Source organism: Thermoplasmata archaeon (assembly GCA_036395115.1).
Taxonomy (GTDB): Archaea; Thermoplasmatota; Thermoplasmata; order RBG-16-68-12; family RBG-16-68-12; genus RBG-16-68-12.
Window position 1 is genome coordinate 1 of sequence record DASWDU010000016.1, and the last position, 17,237, is coordinate 17,237.

The following is a 17,237-nucleotide window of genomic DNA, read 5'->3' on the forward strand; positions in this document are numbered from 1 at the left end:
TCGCCGTCTTGTCGATCAGCGGGAAGATGTCCTTGTCGAAGATGTAGATGCCCGCGTTGATCAGGTTCGACTTCGGCCGACGCGGTTTCTCCTCCAAGCCCACGACCTTGCCGTCGTCCATCTCGACGACGCCGAAGGCTCGAGGATCCGGGACCTCCGCGAGCGCCATCACGGGCCCTCGGACGGCGCGATGGTGGGCGATCATCGCCGCGAGCGCGTCGCCCGACACGACGACGTCCCCGTTCACGCTTAGGAAGGGACCGTCGACGTAGGCCCGCATGCAGCCCAGCGCGTGCGCCGTGCCGAGCCGCTCCGACTGCTCCTCGTACGCGATCGAGAGGCCCAGCCCCTCGCCGTCTCCGAAGCTCTCCCGGATCCGGTGGCCCTGCCATCCGATCAGGATCGCCGCCTCCGAGATCCCGGCGGCCCGCAGCGCCTCGAGCGTGTGGCGCAAGAACGGCTTGCCCGCCACCGGCAGAAGCGGCTTGGGAAGATTGGCCGTGAGGGGACGCATCCGAGTTCCCTCGCCGGCCGCGAGGACGACTGCCTTCATGCGGCGGCGCCTTTTGCGCTCGATAGGACCGTAGAATATATCTCCTTTGCTCTGGCGTCATCGCGCGACTCAGCGAGGACACGAATTTTCGGTTCCGTCCCGGAGAAACGGACGAGCGCCCAGCCGTCTTCGAACTGGAGGCGCCAACCGTCGACCGTGGTCACGTCCGATGCGATCCCCCGCATCGCCGAATCGAGACGCGCCTCGATCAAACCCCGCTTCGATGCGTCGTATCCGATCGATGCCCGGATCATGGGATACCGCGGGATCTCGCGCGCGAGCGACGCGAGCGGGTGATCCGCGACCAGCGACACGAGCCGCGCGGCGGCGTACACGCCGTCCGGGCAATACGAAATCTTGGGGAAGATCCACGTTCCCGACGGCTCGCCGCCGAAGTCGGCCCCGCGCCGCTTGAGTTCGGCCGCGACGTACACGTCGCCGACGCGGGTCCGCCAGATCTTCGCTTTCGGGAGCACGTCTTCGAGGACCATCGACGCGTCGACGGGGACGACGAGGCCGCGCCGCACCTCGCGCTTCGCAAAGAGTGCGAGCAGCGCGTCCCCTCCGACGAAACGGCCCTCGTGGTCGACCGCCACCATGCGATCGCCGTCGCCGTCGTGGGCAATCCCCAGATCCGCCTTCACGGCCGGCACGGTCGACATGAGCAAGCGGAGATTCTCTTCGGTGGGCTCGGGCTCGCGGCCGGGGAAATGGCCGTCCGCGTGCGCGTTCAACGCGACGACCTCACAGCCCATCCGTCGAAGGAGGTGAGGCGTGATCGTGGCCGTCGCCCCGCATCCGCAGTCGACGACGACGCGGAGTGTCGCGTGGCCGACGTCCCGGAGGACCGCGTCGATGTGGCGTTCGATGAGATCGTGCCGAAACCCGACCGCTCCGACGCGATCCCACGCGGCCGAACGGAACCGGTTCGCCTCGAGATGGGCTTCGATCTCCTTCTGCTGCGCCTCGTCGAAGGCCATCCCGTCGGAATTCCAGAGCTTGATGCCGTTGTCCGGGGCGGGGTTGTGCGAGGCCGTGATCATCGCGCCGCACGCGTACTCGTCGGCACCGCGGGCGAGCGTGGGGGTTGAGACGAGTCCCCCGTCGGCGACGTCCGATCCGGCGGACAAGACGCCCGCGATCAGCGCCTGGGCCAGCATCGGGCCCGTGAGCCGGGGATCGCGTCCGACGATCGTGCGGCCGTGCAGCTCCCCTAACGCCATCCCGACGCGGAGGGCGAGGTCGGGGGTCACGTCCACATTCGCCCGGCCCCGGATGCCGGACGACCCGAAGCGAGTCAACGGCGGCGATACGGCGTGCGCGATTGAAAGCACTTCGGACTCCGTGGCTCATAATCGGAAAGAAGCCATTATATATCGATGCCTGAATTCGCGACGGCGCGCTGGGTCGGGTCGCGCATCCGGAGGGATCGGATGGTCATGGAACCCGTCGGCGTCGAGGACGCCATCGAGAAAGCGAAGAAGAAGGGCCTCCGGCCGGGCCGGGTCAGAGGCACGGACGGGATACAGTTCACCAAAGGCCGGAACAACCGAATTGAGGTGATCAGCTGGGACGACTTCCGCAGCACGCTTGCGGAGCGACAGCTCGAGGTCTTTGAATCGAGCGGCTTCATGAAGATCATGAAGAAACGAAGCTGACCCTAGCCCGCTCCGTCCGCCGTCACTCGCGCCGGAGTCCGCAGTCGGGGCAAACCTTCCAGTCGGGCAGCATCGCAGCGCCGCATCCTTTGCATGGGGGCGGCACCTCGGAAGGGGTTGGCGTGGGACCGTCGGCGCTGGACGTCTCGATCGATCGCCAGAAGGCGATCATCAAATTCCGGGCATCCGACTCGTATTCCGAGTAGGAGACCGCGCCGCCGAGGACGGCCACGGGCAGCAAGAACACCGCGGTCACGGCGCCCGCAATTAATCCCTCGTCCGTGACCTGGGCGTGGAACGAGAGGTCCACGTTCGTCCCTCCGCCCTGCTCGTCCAGGATCAGATCGAACTCGTGCCGCAGGCCGATCCGAGCGTACCGAGACGAGCCGTGGGCGCGGTACGGACCCGTCTGCGTCAAACGGAACCCTTGCCGGCCCCACCAGTCCCACGCCCTCGCCCACACGACGTCGCGGCGAGTCCCGGTGAGGAACCGGACTTCGCGTTTCTCGAACATCACGCGTCCAACCTCCGTCATCGGCTTGGGGTTTTCGGCCCTGCTCGGAGGGCCACCGCAACGTTATTACGCGAACACGAATTCGCGACCGATATCGGATGCGTGGGTTGCCAAGCTTGGTCAAAGGCGCAGGGCTCAGGACCCTGTCCTGTAGGGGTTCGCAGGTTCAAATCCTGCCCCACGCATTCCACTCGCGCCCACGCGCGAAAGTTCGCGAAAACGCCTAGGTCCAGAAGTGGGCATCCGGGCGGATCGGATGGGGTCTTGACGAGCGCCCCCGAATCGGCATCGAGGGACCGCTTTGTACGCGGCCTTCACGGACGAACGGGGCCGCCATATAAACCAACTGCCCGACATTCGTCGGACGCGAGGTATATGTACGAGATATAATTCTACGCGCTTTCACGTTTGATATACAAACCGCAAACTAAGCTCGAAACTTTTTCATAGTCCCAAGGGCATCTCAATAACGGCCAAGTGAACGGGTTTCCGGGGCGCCCGGACCCCGGTCGCCGGTCAGTGGATCGGCCTCATTTTCACTTGGAGGTGATCAGTTGCCGTCCCAGAAGTTCAGTCGGAAGTATCTGACGCGACACAAGCGAAGCGCCCAGCTCTGGCGCCGCGCCAGCCGCCTGACCCCGGGGGGCGTCGAGAGCAACATCCGCTTCTTCAAGCCGCACCCCTTCCTCGCGGACTACGGCGACGGCGGCTACATCTACGACGTCGACGGCAACAAGATCCTCGACTTCATGATGGGGTTCGGCGGACTGCTCCTCGGCCACAACAACCGGGACATCGCGCTCGAGGTGATCAAACAACTCGAGTCCGGCTCGATGCTCGGCGTCACGAGCGAACTGTTCGTCGACTACCTCGAGGCGGTCCAGAGCGCCGTGCCGTCGATGAAGAAGATGCGGCTCGCGAACAGCGGCACGGAGGCGACGATGCACGCCCTGCGCACGGCGCGCGCCTACACGGGCCGCGAGAAGATCGCGAAGGCCGAGGGCGCGTACCACGGCGCCCACGATTACGTCCTGCAGAGCATCGACATGGACAGCCGGACCGCGCGGCGGATGAACGGCTACAAGGCCGTGCCCTACGGCCGCGGCATCCCGAAGGCCGTGTCGGACACCGTGGTCATCTACCCGTACAACGACATCGAGGGGACCGCCGCGGTGCTCGAGGAGAACGACGACGAGATCGCGGCCCTGATCGTCGAACCGGTCCTGTGCGGACCCGGCGTGATCGTCCCGAAGGGCAATTACCTGAGGCGGCTGCGGCAGCTCACGCGGAAGAGGCGGATCGTGCTGATCTTCGACGAGGTCCTCACGGGCTTCCGCCTCGCGTACGGCGGCGCCCAGGAATACTACGACATCCGCCCGGACATGACGACGTTCGGCAAGATCGCCGGGGGCGGCTTCCAGCTGGCGGGATTCGGCGGCGAGGCGCAGATCATGGACGTCCTCGAGCCGGGACGCGGGTGGAAGTACGCGACGTTCCACGCCGGGACCTACAACGGGCATCCGATTAGCGTGGCCGCCGGGCTGAAGTGCTTGCAGATCCTCGGCGAACATCCGGAGTATTACGACCATGTCAACGGCCTCGGCCGGCAACTCTTCTCGGGCCTCCAGGACCTCGCGGACGATCGACGCCTCCCGGCGTGGGTCGAGTACGTCGGTTCGATCGGGAACGTCTACTTCACAACGAAGGACGAAATCCGGACCTTCCGCGACACCCTCAGCGCCAACACCCGGCGCTGGTGGAACTGGTTCATCCACTGCCTCGGGAACAACGTCCTGTTCGGCATCCCGAACACGGGGGAGCGGGCGTTCCTCTGCACGGAGCACACGGACGAAGACATCGAGTGGGCGCTCGAGGTCGCGGACAACGCGTTCGCCGCGATCGCGAAGGAGGCGGGACGCCACCGGGAGAAGACCCCAGCGGTCCAGCTCCAAGCCGTCGGAGAACAGGCGGCCTTCTACGGGGAGGCACAGCCGCCCCCGAGCGTGTGAACGCCGGTCGGCTTCGAAAGGTTTCGCCGACCCGCTTCGAATCGGCTCGACTGCGACCCCTTCGGCGTCGGCCGTTTTCGGTCCGCATCGGCTGCCCGGACGGACTCAGTTCAATGCGCGCGTCTCCTCGGAATATTCGATCACGCGAATCCCCCGGCCTCGGCTCGCGAGTTCTTTGAAATACGGCAGCGGGTCGAACGCGATTTCCGGGGGGATGACCCCTCGCTCCTTGATCAACCCCTTCACGGCCCACTGCGCGGCGATGGAGGGAGGCACCCCCGTGTCGACGACTCCGCCGCCGACGTTCCACGTCTTGTGAGGCCACGTGACGGCCTCGTACCGCAACGTCACATCGCGACCGTCCCGCTCCCCGAAGAGGACGCACCGCTGAATGTCGACGTCGAGTTCGGGCTCCCGCGGTTTCGGCAGCCGGTCGATCACGGTGGACGTCAGGTCGTACGGTCGTACCTTCGAGCCTTCCGCGACGACGTCCTTGCGGCTCGCGAGGCCTAGCCGAACGAGGGTCGCAATCGTCTCACGGAACGCCGGCGGGAACGCCACGATGAAGTCCATCTCTTGCACGCCTTTCCCGATCGTCAGGGGCATCGTCGCCAATTCCGAGTGGATCGTGTAGTAGCCCTCGACGACGCCGACGGGGGCGATGAACTCGGACCGCTCGAGGCCGGAGAGCGCGGGGACGAACTGGATCTTGCCTTGCCGGAGGATCGGCGCGTCCATCGAGAACTCGTCGAGGATCGTGCGGATCGCGTACGGAGGCACGAACGTCCCGGGTTCGCCGCCGGACACGACGGCGCCGCTGCTGCGAAGCTGGACCTTGTGAACCCGATCGAGCTGGCTCGCCCCGTACATCCCGAGGACGTTCATCGTGCCCGGCGTGGATCCGATCCCGAGGACGCACGTCACGCCCGCGTCCTTCGCCCGCTTGTCCAGCTTCAGTTGGCGGAGCGTCTGGTGGTACAATCCGCCGAGGTCGCAGTAGTGGACGGCCGCCTGGATCGCCGCTTCCGTGATCGGGACGTTGAGATCGTACCACGAGCTGTTAATCACGCAGTCCCAGTTCCGGAGTTCTCGGCCGAGGGCGACGGGGTCCCGCGCGTCGATCGGGACGGGGATCGCGCGGTCGTCCCGATACGTCTTCGCGGCGGCGTTCGCCTTGTCGGCGTTCCGGCCGCCGATGCCGACTCGCTCCACGCCGGGGCTCGAGAGAAGATCGGGGACAGTCGATTGCGCCATCGCGCCGTATCCCCCGAGGATCAGAATCTTCACGACTCGGACCGAAGTGCGAGAAGCCGCGGACCTCATTTACCCTTTTCGAGAAACGCTTCGCCATCGCCGAGGGATAGCGCCGCGAGGAGGGCGGATCCGGATAGGATTAGGCCGACGCTCACGGCGATCGCCGGACCGTATCCAAGCCATTCCGCGGTGAAGCCGCCGAGGAGCGGCCCCAAGATCGATCCGAACCCTTGGACGGCGTTGTACGCACCGAACGCCTGCGCTCGGCCCTTCGCCGGAGCCAGGTGAGACACGAGGGTCGAACCCGCGACGTTGATGATGGCCCAGCAGAGCCCGACGCCGGAGTGGAGGAGGAAGATGAGCGCGAAGAGGCCGGCGGAAGGCATCGGCACGAAGCCCACCGCGAAGAAGGAACCGAAGAGGACGGAGCGCCCGACGACAGCGTAGATCTGCATCGACGCACCTTTGCGCGACGAGATCCACTTCCCGACGTACGGGTACGCGGCGATCGACATCGCCTGGCTCCCGATGTAGACCGCGAACACTTCCGGGTTCGACAATGAGTAGACTTGGGTGAGGAAGATCGGGAAGAAGCTGTAGAATGCGGTGAAGCCGCCGAAGAACAGGAAGACGCAGATTAGGTAGGTCCGCAGCGAGGGCGGCAGCCGGGCGTCCGGCGGTCGAGGGGCCCGGACATCGAAGTAGTGGAGGACCCACATCGGGAAGTACCGCCCCCGCTCGACGCGAGGCCGGGCGTACGTGCCCTGGACCTCCTTCCGGTCCACGTGTTTCGTGGGCTCCTGCGTCCACAGGAACGCGAGCAAGACGGATATCGCTCCGAACGCCGCGCCGATCAAGAACAGGGTTCGCATCACGTCGAGACCGGATCCGACGAGCGCGGGGCCGAACGCGAGCCACACGACCCCGAGGCCGAGTCCCGCAACCCACCCCGCCGCCCCGATTCGGCTCACGAAGGCGAGCTGCGACGGCCATTCCGGTCGTGCGGTGGTCTCCATGATGAGAACGGTCCCGACCGGAGCGCTCGCGGCCCCGAGGGCGCCGATGAGCAGGTTCGCCAGGTAGAATTCCGACAGAGACCGGCTGGCGGCCATGAAGACGAAGCAGACGGTGTTCCCCGTGAACCCGATCAAGAGGAAGATCTTCCGCCGACCGAGGTGGTCGGACAGGGAGCCCCAGAGCATGAACGCGGGGACCGAGGCGATGCTCGTCGCGGCGGCGATGATGCCGACGACGGAGAGGCCTCCGCCCAAGGCGTACGCGAACAGCGGAATCAGCGCGGACGTCGCGCCGCCCGCAATCCCTTGCGGCAGGTACGAGTAGAACCAGCGCGAACCTTTCGCTCGCTCCAAACCCATCCCTTCGGTCGAGCGAGGCCGCCGCACCCCCCCGCGACTATATGGGTTTTGCGCCCGACGTCAAGGTCGGAGCGCGAAATGACCCAATTCGTGCACGCCTGCCTGGGGCGGTCGCGGATAGTCTTTATCGCGAGGCCGCTTCCCTAGGAGTGTGTCGCGCCTCCGTACGAATCTCGCGTTCGCTGCGGTCGCCGTCTCCGCCGTCCTTCTTTCCATTGCGATCCTTGCGGCGTACCTCGAGTCGGCGCCGTCCTGGACGGTCGTCCGGCTCGGGTACCTCCCGAACGTGACGCACGCCCAAGCGCTGTACGGCGTATCGACCGGAGCCTACCAAGACGCCTTAGGAAGTCCCTTTACACTCGAGGCGCGGGTCTTCAACGCGGGGCCCGACGCGATCAAGGCCCTCCTGGCCAACCGGGTCGACCTCGTGTTCCTGGGTCCGTCTCCGACGCTCAGCAGCTTGGTCGTCGTCGGCCCCGACGTGATTCGCGTAATCGCCGGGGGCGCGAGCGGCGGCGCGATGTTCGTGATCCAGCCAACGCTCAACCTGATGACGAGCGCCGACTTCTCGGGCAAGAAGTTCGCGACGCCGCAACTGGGGAACACCCAGGACATCGCGCTGAAGCACTTCCTCCTGACGCAGGGCCACCGGACGTCCGACAACGGCGGCGATGTGGAGGTCATCAACGCCCCGAACTCGAACATCTTGTCCCTATTCCAGCTTCACCAGATCGATGGCGCCTGGGTCCCGGAACCCTGGGCGACCCGGCTCGTGTTGGAGGCGGGCGGGAAAGTATTCTTAGACGAGAGGTCCCTTTGGCCCAACGGACGTTTCGTGACTACGCACCTCGTCGCGACGAAACGATATCTCGACTCCCACCGAGACATCGTCAAGAGGTTCCTGGAGGCCCACGTGAACCTGACGTTGTTCCTTCAGAACTCGAGCACTTCCACGATCGGAGTGGTTAGCGACGCAATCTACAACGCGACCAAGAATCGCGTCCCTAACGCGACGATTGCCTCCGCGTTCACGAACATGAACGTCACGTACGATCCGGTCGAATCCTCCCTCGCCACATACCTCACGTGGGCCCAGGAGCTAGGCCTCCTGCCGACCGGCGTCAGCACCGACGGTCTCTACGACTTGAGTCTTCTCAATGACATCCTTGCGACTAGGGGCTTGCCTCCGGTGAGTTGAGGATGAAGGGCGCGACACTGAAGATCGTCTCGTTAGGGAAGACGTTCGAAGGCAAAACGGGCGGCGTGGAAGCCCTTCGGGACATCAACCTCACGACGCGGGAAGGGGAATTCCTCACGATCGTCGGCCCCTCGGGATGCGGGAAGTCGACCCTCCTCAGCCTCGTCGCGGGCCTCGAGGAACCCACGACGGGATGGGTCGAGATGGATGGAAAGCGCGTCGACGGTCCCGGGCCGGATCGGGTCGTCGTCTTCCAGGAGTCCGCGCTGTTCCCCTGGCTCGACGTCCACGGGAACGTCCAGTTCGGGTTGAGGGTGGCCGGGCTACCTCGAGACGAACGGGAAGCGCGCGTCGCGGAATTCATCAAGATGGTGCAACTCGAGAACTTCACGCACGCGCGGATTCACGAGCTGTCGGGAGGGATGAAACAGCGGGTAGGACTCGCACGGGCGCTCGTCCTGCGGCCGAAAGTCCTGCTCATGGACGAGCCGTTCGCGGCGTTGGACGTCCAGATCCGCGAGGAGATGCAAGTCGTCGTGCAAGACCTCTGGCTGCGGAACCTGACGACGACCCTTTTCGTCACCCACGACGTCCGAGAAGCCGCGGTCTTGGGCGATCGGATCATCGTCCTCTCCCATCGGCCCGGGACCGTCAGCGCAATCTTGAGGAACGACGCCCCGAGGCCGAGAACGGTGAACGACCCCACGATCGTGGACCGAATCCAAAGGGCCAACGAAATCCTCAAGGCGGAAGTCCAATGGGCGAACCATCACCCGCTGTAGTGGCGCCCGCCGCAGAGAAGCGGAGGCCATCGCAGGAGTTCGTCCATCTGATCCCAATGGTGCTCGTCGCGGTCGGATTCCTCGCGATCTGGGAGGTCCTCGTCCAATTGCAGGTGTGGAAAATCTATCTGTTCCCAGGCCCCTCGGAGGTGGGCGCCGCCTTCGCCGACCTCTGGAACAACTCGACGCTTGCTCGGTCGATCGGGGCGACGCTCTCTCGACTCGCCGTTGGATTCCTGTTGTCCCTGGTCCTCGGCTCGATCCTCGCCCTCCTCATGGTCCATTTCGCCACCTTCGGGAAGGGGATCCAGCCGTACGTCCTCGGGCTGCAGACATTCCCGTCAATCGCATGGGTTCCACTGAGCCTCGTCTGGTTCGGCTTCTCGGAGACAGCCCTCCTCTTCGTCACGATCATCGGATCCCTCTTCTCCGTCACGGTGTCGGCCGCGGACTCCTTGCGGACGGTGCCCCCGATCTACCTCAAGGCGGCCCGAAACATGGGATGCGATGGGATGGATCTCATATTGCGGGTGACGGTCCCGGCGACGCTGCCGCACCTGATCTCCTCCGCGAAGGTGGGATGGTCGTTCGCGTGGCGGTCCCTCATCGGAGCGGAGGTCATCTTCGCGACGATCGGCCTCGGATTCTTGGTCGAGCAGGGGAGCGAATATCTGAACACCGCGCAGGTGATGGCCGTCATGCTGGTCATCCTGATCCTCGGGATCGTGGTGGACCGCGTGGTCTTCTCCCGCTCGCAGGAATGGATCAACCGGCGTTGGGGGCTCGTCGCCCACCGGTAAAGCGCAGGTGGACCGTCCCGCCGCCGGCCTTGTCCGCAATCCCGGATCAGAGCAAATCGAGGACGAGCTTACCGGCGGCGAGGAACAACACGAGGATGAAGATTAGGGCGACCGACCGCGTCTTCAGCTTCTTGAGCCCCCACCGGGAACCGAGGTACGAGCCGACGAACACGATTGGCATGAAGACCGGAATCAGAAGATAGTCCCCGGGCCAGGCGAATCCGGACGGCGCGAGGGCGAGGTTTCCGAGGTAGGCGACGAAACCGACCGCCGACGTCGGGATGATTAGGAGGGCCGACGTCCCGATCGCCTTGCGGGTCTTCCGGCCGAGTCCGTACACGAGGAGCGGCACGTTCAGCAGGCCGCCGCCAATCCCCATGCTCCCGGAGAGGAACCCGGACCCGAACGTCGCGGTGGTCACGCCTGCCTTCCGGGCTGGGGTGAGCTTCGAGGGGTCGTCCTCGTCCACGGAGCGCGCGTTCCGCATCCAGTCCCAGAGCATGTACGTCCCGAACACGGCGAGGACCGCGATGAAGAACGCCTTGAATGAGCGCTCGTCCACCAGGACGACGAGGGTGAAGAGACTGCCGATGACCGCGCCGACGAGGGCTCCCGCAACGAGGGCGCCGCCGAGCCGGAAGTCGACGAGGCCCTGGCGGTAGTGGTTCACCGTGGACGACGCCGCCGTGGCGATCGTGAACGTGAGGGAGATCGGGACTGCGATGGAGCTTTCCGCGACCCCGGTGGACAGGAGGATCGGGACGAACAGGAGGCCACCGCCTAGGCCCAGGTTCGAGTAGATGAACGCAACCCCGAAAATGAGGACGGCTTGCACTATCAGGAGAAGCGCGTCCACGAGGCGCGAAAGCCAGGGCCGTATTAATTACTGACGAGATTCTACGGGAGTTGGACGGCTCGGAAAACCGTGGTGCTCCTCGTCCGGTTCGGCGAGATCGCGCTGAAAAGCAAGTTCGTCCGACGCCAGCTTCGCGACCGGCTCGTGGGGAATATCCAGGACCTGTTCGCGGCCGAAGGCGTGGAATGCATCACGGAAGCGGACGAGGCACGGGTCTACGTCCACGCGGACGACATCGCGCGGGCGCGCGGGATCCTCGGGCGCGTGTTCGGCGTCGTCTCCATCAGCCCCGCCGCAGAGACGAAAGCGGACGTCGCGGCGCTACGCGATGCGGTCCTCGCGGAGGCGGCGAGGACTCTCGGACCGCGCCAGGCGTTCGCCTTGCGGACGCGCCGGGTGGGCACGCATCCGTACACGAGCCAAGACCTCGCGAGGATCCTTGGAGACGACATTCGACGGGCCCATCCGGACGCACGCGTCAACCTGACGCGACCGGATGTCGAGATCCATATCGAGGTGCGGCAGAATCGCGGCTTCGTGTTCCGAGAGACATGGCCGGGTCCCGGGGGGCTGCCGCTCGGGAGCCAGGGAAGGGCCCTCGCGGTCGTCGCCGATGAGGCGGGCATGGTCGCCGCCTGGATGGGGATGAAGCGCGGATGCCGCGTCACAGTAGCGGCGCCCCGGGACAGCGCCTTCTCCGACCCTTTGCGGAGATGGGACGTCGGACTGAAGGTCCTCGAACTGCGCGGGTCGGAGCACCTCGTGGAGCTCGTCAAGATTGCCCGCGCGGATGCGGTGTTTCTCGGCAGCCGATGGCCCGACTTCGATCCGGCCCTTCGTCCGACGGTGCCGGTTCCCGTGTTCGAGCCGGTGATCGGGTTGTCCAGGGACGAGATTGGGCAAATCGCGTCCCGGATCCGGTCCGCCTGATCACTTGCCCCGGCGGTCGTGGCTTCCGATGCTCGGCCGGACCTTCTCCGCGCCCTTGCCCTTGTACGAGAGACCGCGACCTTTCTTCCCCGCGGACGTCAGCCCGCGGAACACACGGCCGCGATTCGCGGGATCACAGATCCAGTTGATCTTCGGGTCCGCTCGGATCGCGGGGTGTTGCGGGTCCACGAGGATGACCTCGTAGTACTTGTGGCCCCCGTCCTCGCCGACCCAGTACGAGTTGAGGACCTCGAGGTTCGGGTAGTGCCTCGCGGTCCGCTCCTCGGCGATCCGCTGGATCGACTTGGCCATCGTGATCTTCACGAGTCCGCGTCGCTTCGGGTGACGGCCGCCCATCGGCCTTGGCCGGCGGCGACCGCCGCGGCGGACCCGCGCGCGCACGACGACATAGCCTTGCTTGGCGCGATAGCCAAGTTCCCGCGCGCGGTCGATGCGCGTGGGCCGCTCGATGCGTACGAACGCGCGCCCGCGCCTCCACTCGACGAGGCGCCCAAAATGCGTCTCCTCGACGACGCCGCTCCGGGGATTCTTCCACGCCTGCTTGACGAAACCGTAGAGATTCCTCGGCCGCGCGGGGGCTTTCTCCCCTCCCTCGCCCGCGATCGCAAGCTCCGGTCCCGGAGCGCTCGGTTCTTCGGCCACGGCCACACCCCCTGGATTTTCGGATTCGCCCGCAGGTACATCTCCCGGACCAGGGACGTCGAAAGCGCCGCGCCAAGGAGCGGTCGGTATTAAAGCCCTTGCCTCCGACGGATCGCGTGCCGTCCGTTCCCTCTCGTCCCCCGGACGCCGTGCAGGTACGACTGCAGAATCAGCCGCGTCGCGACCTCGATCTCGCTCATCGACCTCACGTCGAATCGGGTGCGGAACCAGCCCCATCCCTGGGTTCTCGGTGCCCGACGCGCCAGCCCCGCCCCTCCGCGGAGGTCGCGGAGGCCCGGCAGGATGAACACCTCGACCCGCTTCCTCAGCGGCCGGATTTCCGCGAAGACGCGGTCCCGGTTGTGGCTTCGCCAGGCGATCCAGTAGCGGCTCACGCGTTCGTCGACGCGGTCTTCGTGTCGGGCCGCGGCGAGCCGCACGCGACGTCGCAGCGCTTCTACGATCTCCCTCGACGCGTCACTCGTCCGATCCATCGCCGTCTCCATGTCTCACCCTCCCGGATCCCCAACGGGTTTCCGAACAATCAGGAGGAACTTGAACCCCCGGAGGAAGAAGTTGAACCGCCGCGCGCGGTGCTCCCACATCGGCGATGCCGACCGGTCGTGATGGCGGACGAGGACAACCGTGTCAAGGATCTCGAATTCTCGCTCAAGCGCGGAGAGAAGGCGGAACCCGACCGGCGTGTAGATGCCGCCGCGATATTCGTCCGCGATGATCCAAGCGAGGACGCCGCCGCGCCGCAGAACCCTGCCGGCCTCGCGGGCGACGCGGGACATCTCCGCGAAGAATCGCGGGTCCCGACACGAGATCCGTCCCAGGCACCGAGGATCGCGGCTGTACACGATGTTGTCCGAATAGGGGGAGTCGACCACAACCAGGGCCGCGGACCCGTCGCGAAGGGGCCAGGCGCGGGCGTCCGCCCGGATGATCCCCACACGGCGTGGAGAGAGGTCGAGCGAGACCGCGCGTCGTCCCAGCGATCGGGCGACATCGCCGACGGTCCCGGACCCCGCCATTTGGTCCACGACCAGTTCGTCGGGCCGGCTGTAACGGCGGACGAGGTTTTCGGCGCACCGCGCCGGCGTGACGCCGTTGAACGAGGCCTCCCCGGCTTCGGGATGGCCGTCGGATTGGGTCGGGAAGTCCCAGCACGTGTACGCCTCGAGGTCCGTGAGCCCGAGCATGGCCCACGCCTCGGGGACCAGGGATCGGTCGGCGGGGGATGAGGCGAGGGCCACGAGTTCAACGTACGTCGCCCGCCCATATGAACGGGCCTTCCAGGGGGAGATGGGCGAAAGTGAAAATCTGCCTAGGGACGGGTGGATGTGCGTGCGAGCCGGCGCACCTCGGCTGCGGTCGGGTACGGGCGACGCCGGTCGCGGAGATGGAGGGCGGCCGCGGCGTTGCCGAACCGAAGGGCGTCCGAGAGGTCGGCGCCGATGAGGCGCGCGTACACGTACCCGGCGTTGAAGACATCGCCGCAGCCCGTCGGGTTGTCGACGGGCACGGAGAACGCGGCGGACGCCGTGCGGCCGGACCCGTGGACGACGGTCGCGCCGCGGTCCGCCTGGTGGACGACAACCTCGTCGGGGCCGAGGGATCGCAGACGCCCCGCCGCCTTGATCGGGGACCCCCCGCCCGCGACCGCGCACACCTCGACCTCGCTCCCGAAGAACGTCGTCACGTTCGGGAGGCACGCACGGACCGCCTCGACGCGATCGTCGGGCCAGCCGTGCGGGTCAGTCGAGACGTCGAGGGACGTCGTCAAGCCTCGCCGCCGGGCGCGCGCAAGGAGGACGGAGGTCGGTCGCCCGATCAGGCGCTGCGTCCACCAGAAACCCGAGCGGTGGAGGTGGTCCGAACTGTCGAACTGGCGGGACGGCACGTCCCGCAGGGCGAGACTCGCGTTCGCCCCGAGCGCCGTGATGAGCGCGCGCCCGCCCGCGGACCAGGTGAGGGCCATCGTCGCCCCTGTCGGTCGGTGCGAATCGACCCGCAAGAGCGCCCGGACGCCGTACCGACGGTACGCGCGCCGCAGAATCGCCCCGTTCGGATCCGCCCCGATCGCCCCCACGAAACTCGTGCGCGCGCCGAGACTCGCGATCCCGAGCGCGAAGTTCGTCGCGTTCCCGCCGGGCAGGGCGTCGAGCGCGGGCACGTGGCCCTGGAAGTCCTCGCCGTGCGGGATCGCCGGAAGCGGCGGCGTGACGAGGTCCACGATCGCGTCGCCGACCGCGACGACGCGCGGCCGCCTCCGCCCCATGCCTCACGCCTTCCACAGGCCTTGCCGCTTCAGTTCGTCGACGATGACCTTGTAGTCCGCCGGCCGACCGCACTCCGGGCAGAAGAGACTCCCGTGGGCATCGCGGACCGCATTCGGACCTTCCCACCCACAGAAGCGGCAAATCGCGTCCTGCGGCGTGGTCAGAAGTAATCCTCCAACGTCATCTTCTTCCCGGTCTTGGGTCGCCCCATACTTCCGAGCGACTCACCGGTGAACTCCTCGCTCGACAACGATTTCTGTTCCGATCGCTTGCCCGTCAGCAATGCTTTCTCGTCCCACCCATAGACCTCAGTCACGTAGGCCAAGGTCTGCGCGACCCGCCGCGCGTAGTACTCCCAGTCCGGCTGCTTCTCGAACGGACGGCCCGAGATGTAGGGCTCAACCTCCATTGGGCTTTGAGTGTGGTCTATGACAATCCAAGAGACCTTCATCCCCGGTGTGAATTCCTCCCCCATCTCGAGGAGTTTTCTTGCTGCAAGAACATTGCTGAGGGAACCCGGCTTGAGATAACCACCCTTTCTTCGCTTTTCCTGCTCCTTCGCTTCAGGACTCATTTTCCGAGTATCCCTTTCCTGGTCTTCGTCCTCAACCAAGAACTGCGAATCAGTAAGCAGCTCCCTTGTCACCGTGGGCTTAACCGTCCGTGAAATCACGAGCGATTCAAACGGACTGCCTTGCATGTCGTCCGACGACAAATGGCCTGCCTTGACGTTAGAAACGAGCTGTCTTGCGAGCTCAATCGCGTCGTCCGGATAGCCATCGAGAATTCGCTCGAACACTGCTAGCTGCGCCCGACTTTGTAGGTCGAAAGCGTCCGTCCGGCGAATCTCGTAGCCACGCACGACAATCTCTCCCTCCGTCGGCCACGCAACCTGGCCCGCATACCGCTTCTTACGACCATGCGAGAACAACCTGCGGTAGACCTTGTCGATTTCCATACTGATTCGTCCGCGTGAAAATCGCTCCGCCGTTTTCCGCCCGTATTCCAGTGAGCCCTCGAGGCTGGGGAGGGGAGATTGGAAGAACACGGAATCCGTGTCCGCGTACACGACTTTCACGCCCTCCTTACCAAGTTCCTCGATGATCCCCCTGATCCGCTCGCGCGCGAATGCGGTGATTGATGCGCCCACTTTCGGGTCGTTGAACCGGTAGAATGAGGAAGCGAGTACGCCGTAAAATGCGTTCATGAGGACCTTGATCGCCGCCTGCAAGCCATCGTAGAACTCCTTCAATTGTGGATCTGTCGTAACCCGCATCCTCGCGCGCACCTCTTGGCGGTCTTCCATCAGGTTCGCAAGGATGACAGGGAGAAGCCCCTTCCTCACGTCCGCGGCGAGAAACTTCGCGCCCGTCGGGCTCTCGATGGTCCCATCCGGCGAGACGGTGGTAAAGCAGATGTTGTTCTCGATGATGAGGGAGGGATACATAGCGCGGAAGTCGAGCGAGATGACCCACTCATACAGTCCAGGCTGCAGGCTGTGCACGTATCCGCCTTCGATTTGTTCGACGCGACCACCGCGCATTTTCATCATCGGCACTGCGACTTTCGCACGGTCGGCGGCTCGGATCAGGATTGAGTCGATTAGGTTCGATGTCCTCCCGTGGAGGACATCCTCAAGCGGAAGCTTGCTCACCGCCGCCAGGTCGAGCGTCTTCTCGATGCGGCGAACGCGCTCCAAAATCTTCAGAGAGAGCTCCGCGTCGTTGATGCAATACCGAAGCACTTTGTCGCTATCATGCTCCCATTCCTCGTCAATCTTCCCGCGCTGGAGCTCGTGCTTCCCCTCTTTGAGAAGTTGTTTTGCGACGTAGTCGAGCGTTTCCTGCTTCAGATGGAAATTCAGCCGCTCAGCCTTTACGGCCCACCACACGTCTGTCATGATGCGACCGTCTATTCGCCAGAACCGCTCACCGAGATGAAAGAAATCCGAGAAATCCCGGGCGAGCTGGAGTTTCGGGATGTCGTTGTTCTCTGCGCGCTTGACCAGCACGGGCACGTCGTACCCGTCGATGTTGTACCCGGAAATGATGTCGGGGTCGAGTGTGTGGACGAGCTCCACGAAGCTCTCGATAATCTCTCGCTCTTTTCCGGTCAGGATGTGGGTCCGGAGTTCTCCCTTCTCCCGATACGCCACTCCGATGCAAAAGATGTGACCATCCCGAATCGAATTCTCGATGTCGAAGCTAAGAATGCGGAGCTCGGGGCGGAAGGGTTCGCACGGGTCGAAGCGCTCCGCGCGGAGGAACAGGTCCGTCGTGTATCGTCCGGCGGGGTCGATTTCGGTCCCGTGGACGCGGACGGCGGCCCCGAGGTCCATGTCGTAGATGAACCGATGTTG

17 protein-coding genes and 1 tRNA gene are annotated in these 17,237 nt (G+C 65.2%); 7 read left to right on the forward strand and 11 right to left on the reverse strand.

Annotated features, from left to right (window positions below; translation table 11 throughout):
* Positions 1-553: sugar phosphate nucleotidyltransferase (locus VF992_03430; protein ID HEX9340208.1), on the reverse strand; the 553-nt coding region annotated here is incomplete at its 3' end.
* Positions 550-1,854 carry a phosphoglucosamine mutase gene (glmM, locus tag VF992_03435; protein HEX9340209.1) on the reverse strand — a complete coding sequence of 435 codons (1,305 nt, stop codon included), beginning with the start codon at positions 1,852-1,854 and terminating at the stop codon, positions 550-552. The genes VF992_03430 and glmM, both read right to left, overlap by 4 nt.
* Before the next feature lie 132 nt (positions 1,855-1,986).
* Between glmM and VF992_03440 the strand changes: the two genes are divergently transcribed.
* Positions 1,987-2,211 carry a hypothetical protein gene (locus VF992_03440; GenBank protein HEX9340210.1) on the forward strand — a complete coding sequence of 75 codons (225 nt, stop codon included), beginning with the start codon at positions 1,987-1,989 and terminating at the stop codon, positions 2,209-2,211.
* A gap of 22 nt (positions 2,212-2,233) precedes the next feature.
* Here the strand turns inward: VF992_03440 and VF992_03445 are convergent, their stop codons facing one another.
* Entirely contained in the window at positions 2,234-2,728 is a 495-nt protein-coding gene (locus VF992_03445; protein ID HEX9340211.1) for a hypothetical protein, read from the reverse strand.
* Positions 2,729-2,825: 97 nt separating this feature from the next.
* Between VF992_03445 and VF992_03450 the strand changes: the two genes are divergently transcribed.
* Positions 2,826-2,910: transfer RNA gene (locus VF992_03450), tRNA-Leu, on the forward strand.
* A gap of 369 nt (positions 2,911-3,279) precedes the next feature.
* The gene (locus tag VF992_03455) at positions 3,280-4,734 is read left to right on the forward strand and encodes an aspartate aminotransferase family protein (protein ID HEX9340212.1); all 1,455 of its coding nucleotides are present in this window, start codon (positions 3,280-3,282) and stop codon (positions 4,732-4,734) included.
* 105 nt (positions 4,735-4,839) lie between these two features.
* Here VF992_03455 and VF992_03460 read toward each other — a convergent pair whose 3' ends face one another.
* Complete coding sequence (locus VF992_03460) at positions 4,840-6,021, reverse strand: saccharopine dehydrogenase NADP-binding domain-containing protein (GenBank protein HEX9340213.1); 1,182 nt, start codon at positions 6,019-6,021, stop codon at positions 4,840-4,842.
* A gap of 32 nt (positions 6,022-6,053) precedes the next feature.
* Positions 6,054-7,364 (reverse strand): MFS transporter, encoded by a 1,311-nt coding sequence (locus VF992_03465; GenBank protein HEX9340214.1) that lies wholly within the window; start codon positions 7,362-7,364, stop codon positions 6,054-6,056.
* A gap of 151 nt (positions 7,365-7,515) precedes the next feature.
* On the opposite strand from VF992_03465, the gene VF992_03470 reads away from it, so the two are divergent.
* The 3 genes from VF992_03470 to VF992_03480 are packed head-to-tail and all read left to right on the forward strand — an operon-like array spanning position 7,516 to position 10,144.
* A complete protein-coding gene (locus VF992_03470) occupies positions 7,516-8,562 on the forward strand; it encodes an ABC transporter substrate-binding protein (protein HEX9340215.1) in 1,047 nt (348 codons plus the stop codon).
* Between the two features lie 2 nt (positions 8,563-8,564).
* The gene (locus tag VF992_03475; GenBank protein ID HEX9340216.1) at positions 8,565-9,344 is read left to right on the forward strand and encodes an ABC transporter ATP-binding protein; all 780 of its coding nucleotides are present in this window, start codon (positions 8,565-8,567) and stop codon (positions 9,342-9,344) included.
* Positions 9,344-10,144, forward strand: coding sequence for an ABC transporter permease (locus VF992_03480; GenBank protein HEX9340217.1), 801 nt, complete (start codon positions 9,344-9,346; stop codon positions 10,142-10,144). The genes VF992_03475 and VF992_03480 overlap by 1 nt, the downstream gene beginning before the upstream one ends.
* A gap of 46 nt (positions 10,145-10,190) precedes the next feature.
* On the opposite strand, the gene VF992_03485 is transcribed toward VF992_03480, so the two are convergent.
* Positions 10,191-11,000, reverse strand: coding sequence for a sulfite exporter TauE/SafE family protein (locus VF992_03485; GenBank protein HEX9340218.1), 810 nt, complete (start codon positions 10,998-11,000; stop codon positions 10,191-10,193).
* A 69-nt stretch (positions 11,001-11,069) separates the two neighbouring features.
* On the opposite strand from VF992_03485, the gene VF992_03490 reads away from it, so the two are divergent.
* The gene (locus VF992_03490) at positions 11,070-11,930 is read left to right on the forward strand and encodes a THUMP domain-containing protein (protein HEX9340219.1); all 861 of its coding nucleotides are present in this window, start codon (positions 11,070-11,072) and stop codon (positions 11,928-11,930) included.
* Here the strand turns inward: VF992_03490 and VF992_03495 are convergent, their stop codons facing one another.
* The 5 genes from VF992_03495 to VF992_03515 form a co-directional block, all read right to left on the reverse strand.
* Positions 11,931-12,554 carry a 50S ribosomal protein L15e gene (locus tag VF992_03495; GenBank protein HEX9340220.1) on the reverse strand — a complete coding sequence of 208 codons (624 nt, stop codon included), beginning with the start codon at positions 12,552-12,554 and terminating at the stop codon, positions 11,931-11,933.
* Positions 12,555-12,682: 128 nt separating this feature from the next.
* Positions 12,683-13,099, reverse strand: coding sequence for a hypothetical protein (locus VF992_03500; GenBank protein HEX9340221.1), 417 nt, complete (start codon positions 13,097-13,099; stop codon positions 12,683-12,685).
* A 3-nt stretch (positions 13,100-13,102) separates the two neighbouring features.
* The gene (locus VF992_03505; GenBank protein HEX9340222.1) at positions 13,103-13,852 is read right to left on the reverse strand and encodes a DNA methyltransferase; all 750 of its coding nucleotides are present in this window, start codon (positions 13,850-13,852) and stop codon (positions 13,103-13,105) included.
* A gap of 71 nt (positions 13,853-13,923) precedes the next feature.
* The gene (locus tag VF992_03510) at positions 13,924-14,877 is read right to left on the reverse strand and encodes a carbohydrate kinase family protein (GenBank protein HEX9340223.1); all 954 of its coding nucleotides are present in this window, start codon (positions 14,875-14,877) and stop codon (positions 13,924-13,926) included.
* Between the two features lie 161 nt (positions 14,878-15,038).
* Entirely contained in the window at positions 15,039-17,216 is a 2,178-nt protein-coding gene (locus VF992_03515; GenBank protein HEX9340224.1) for a DNA polymerase domain-containing protein, read from the reverse strand.
* Positions 17,217-17,237 lie beyond the last annotated feature (21 nt).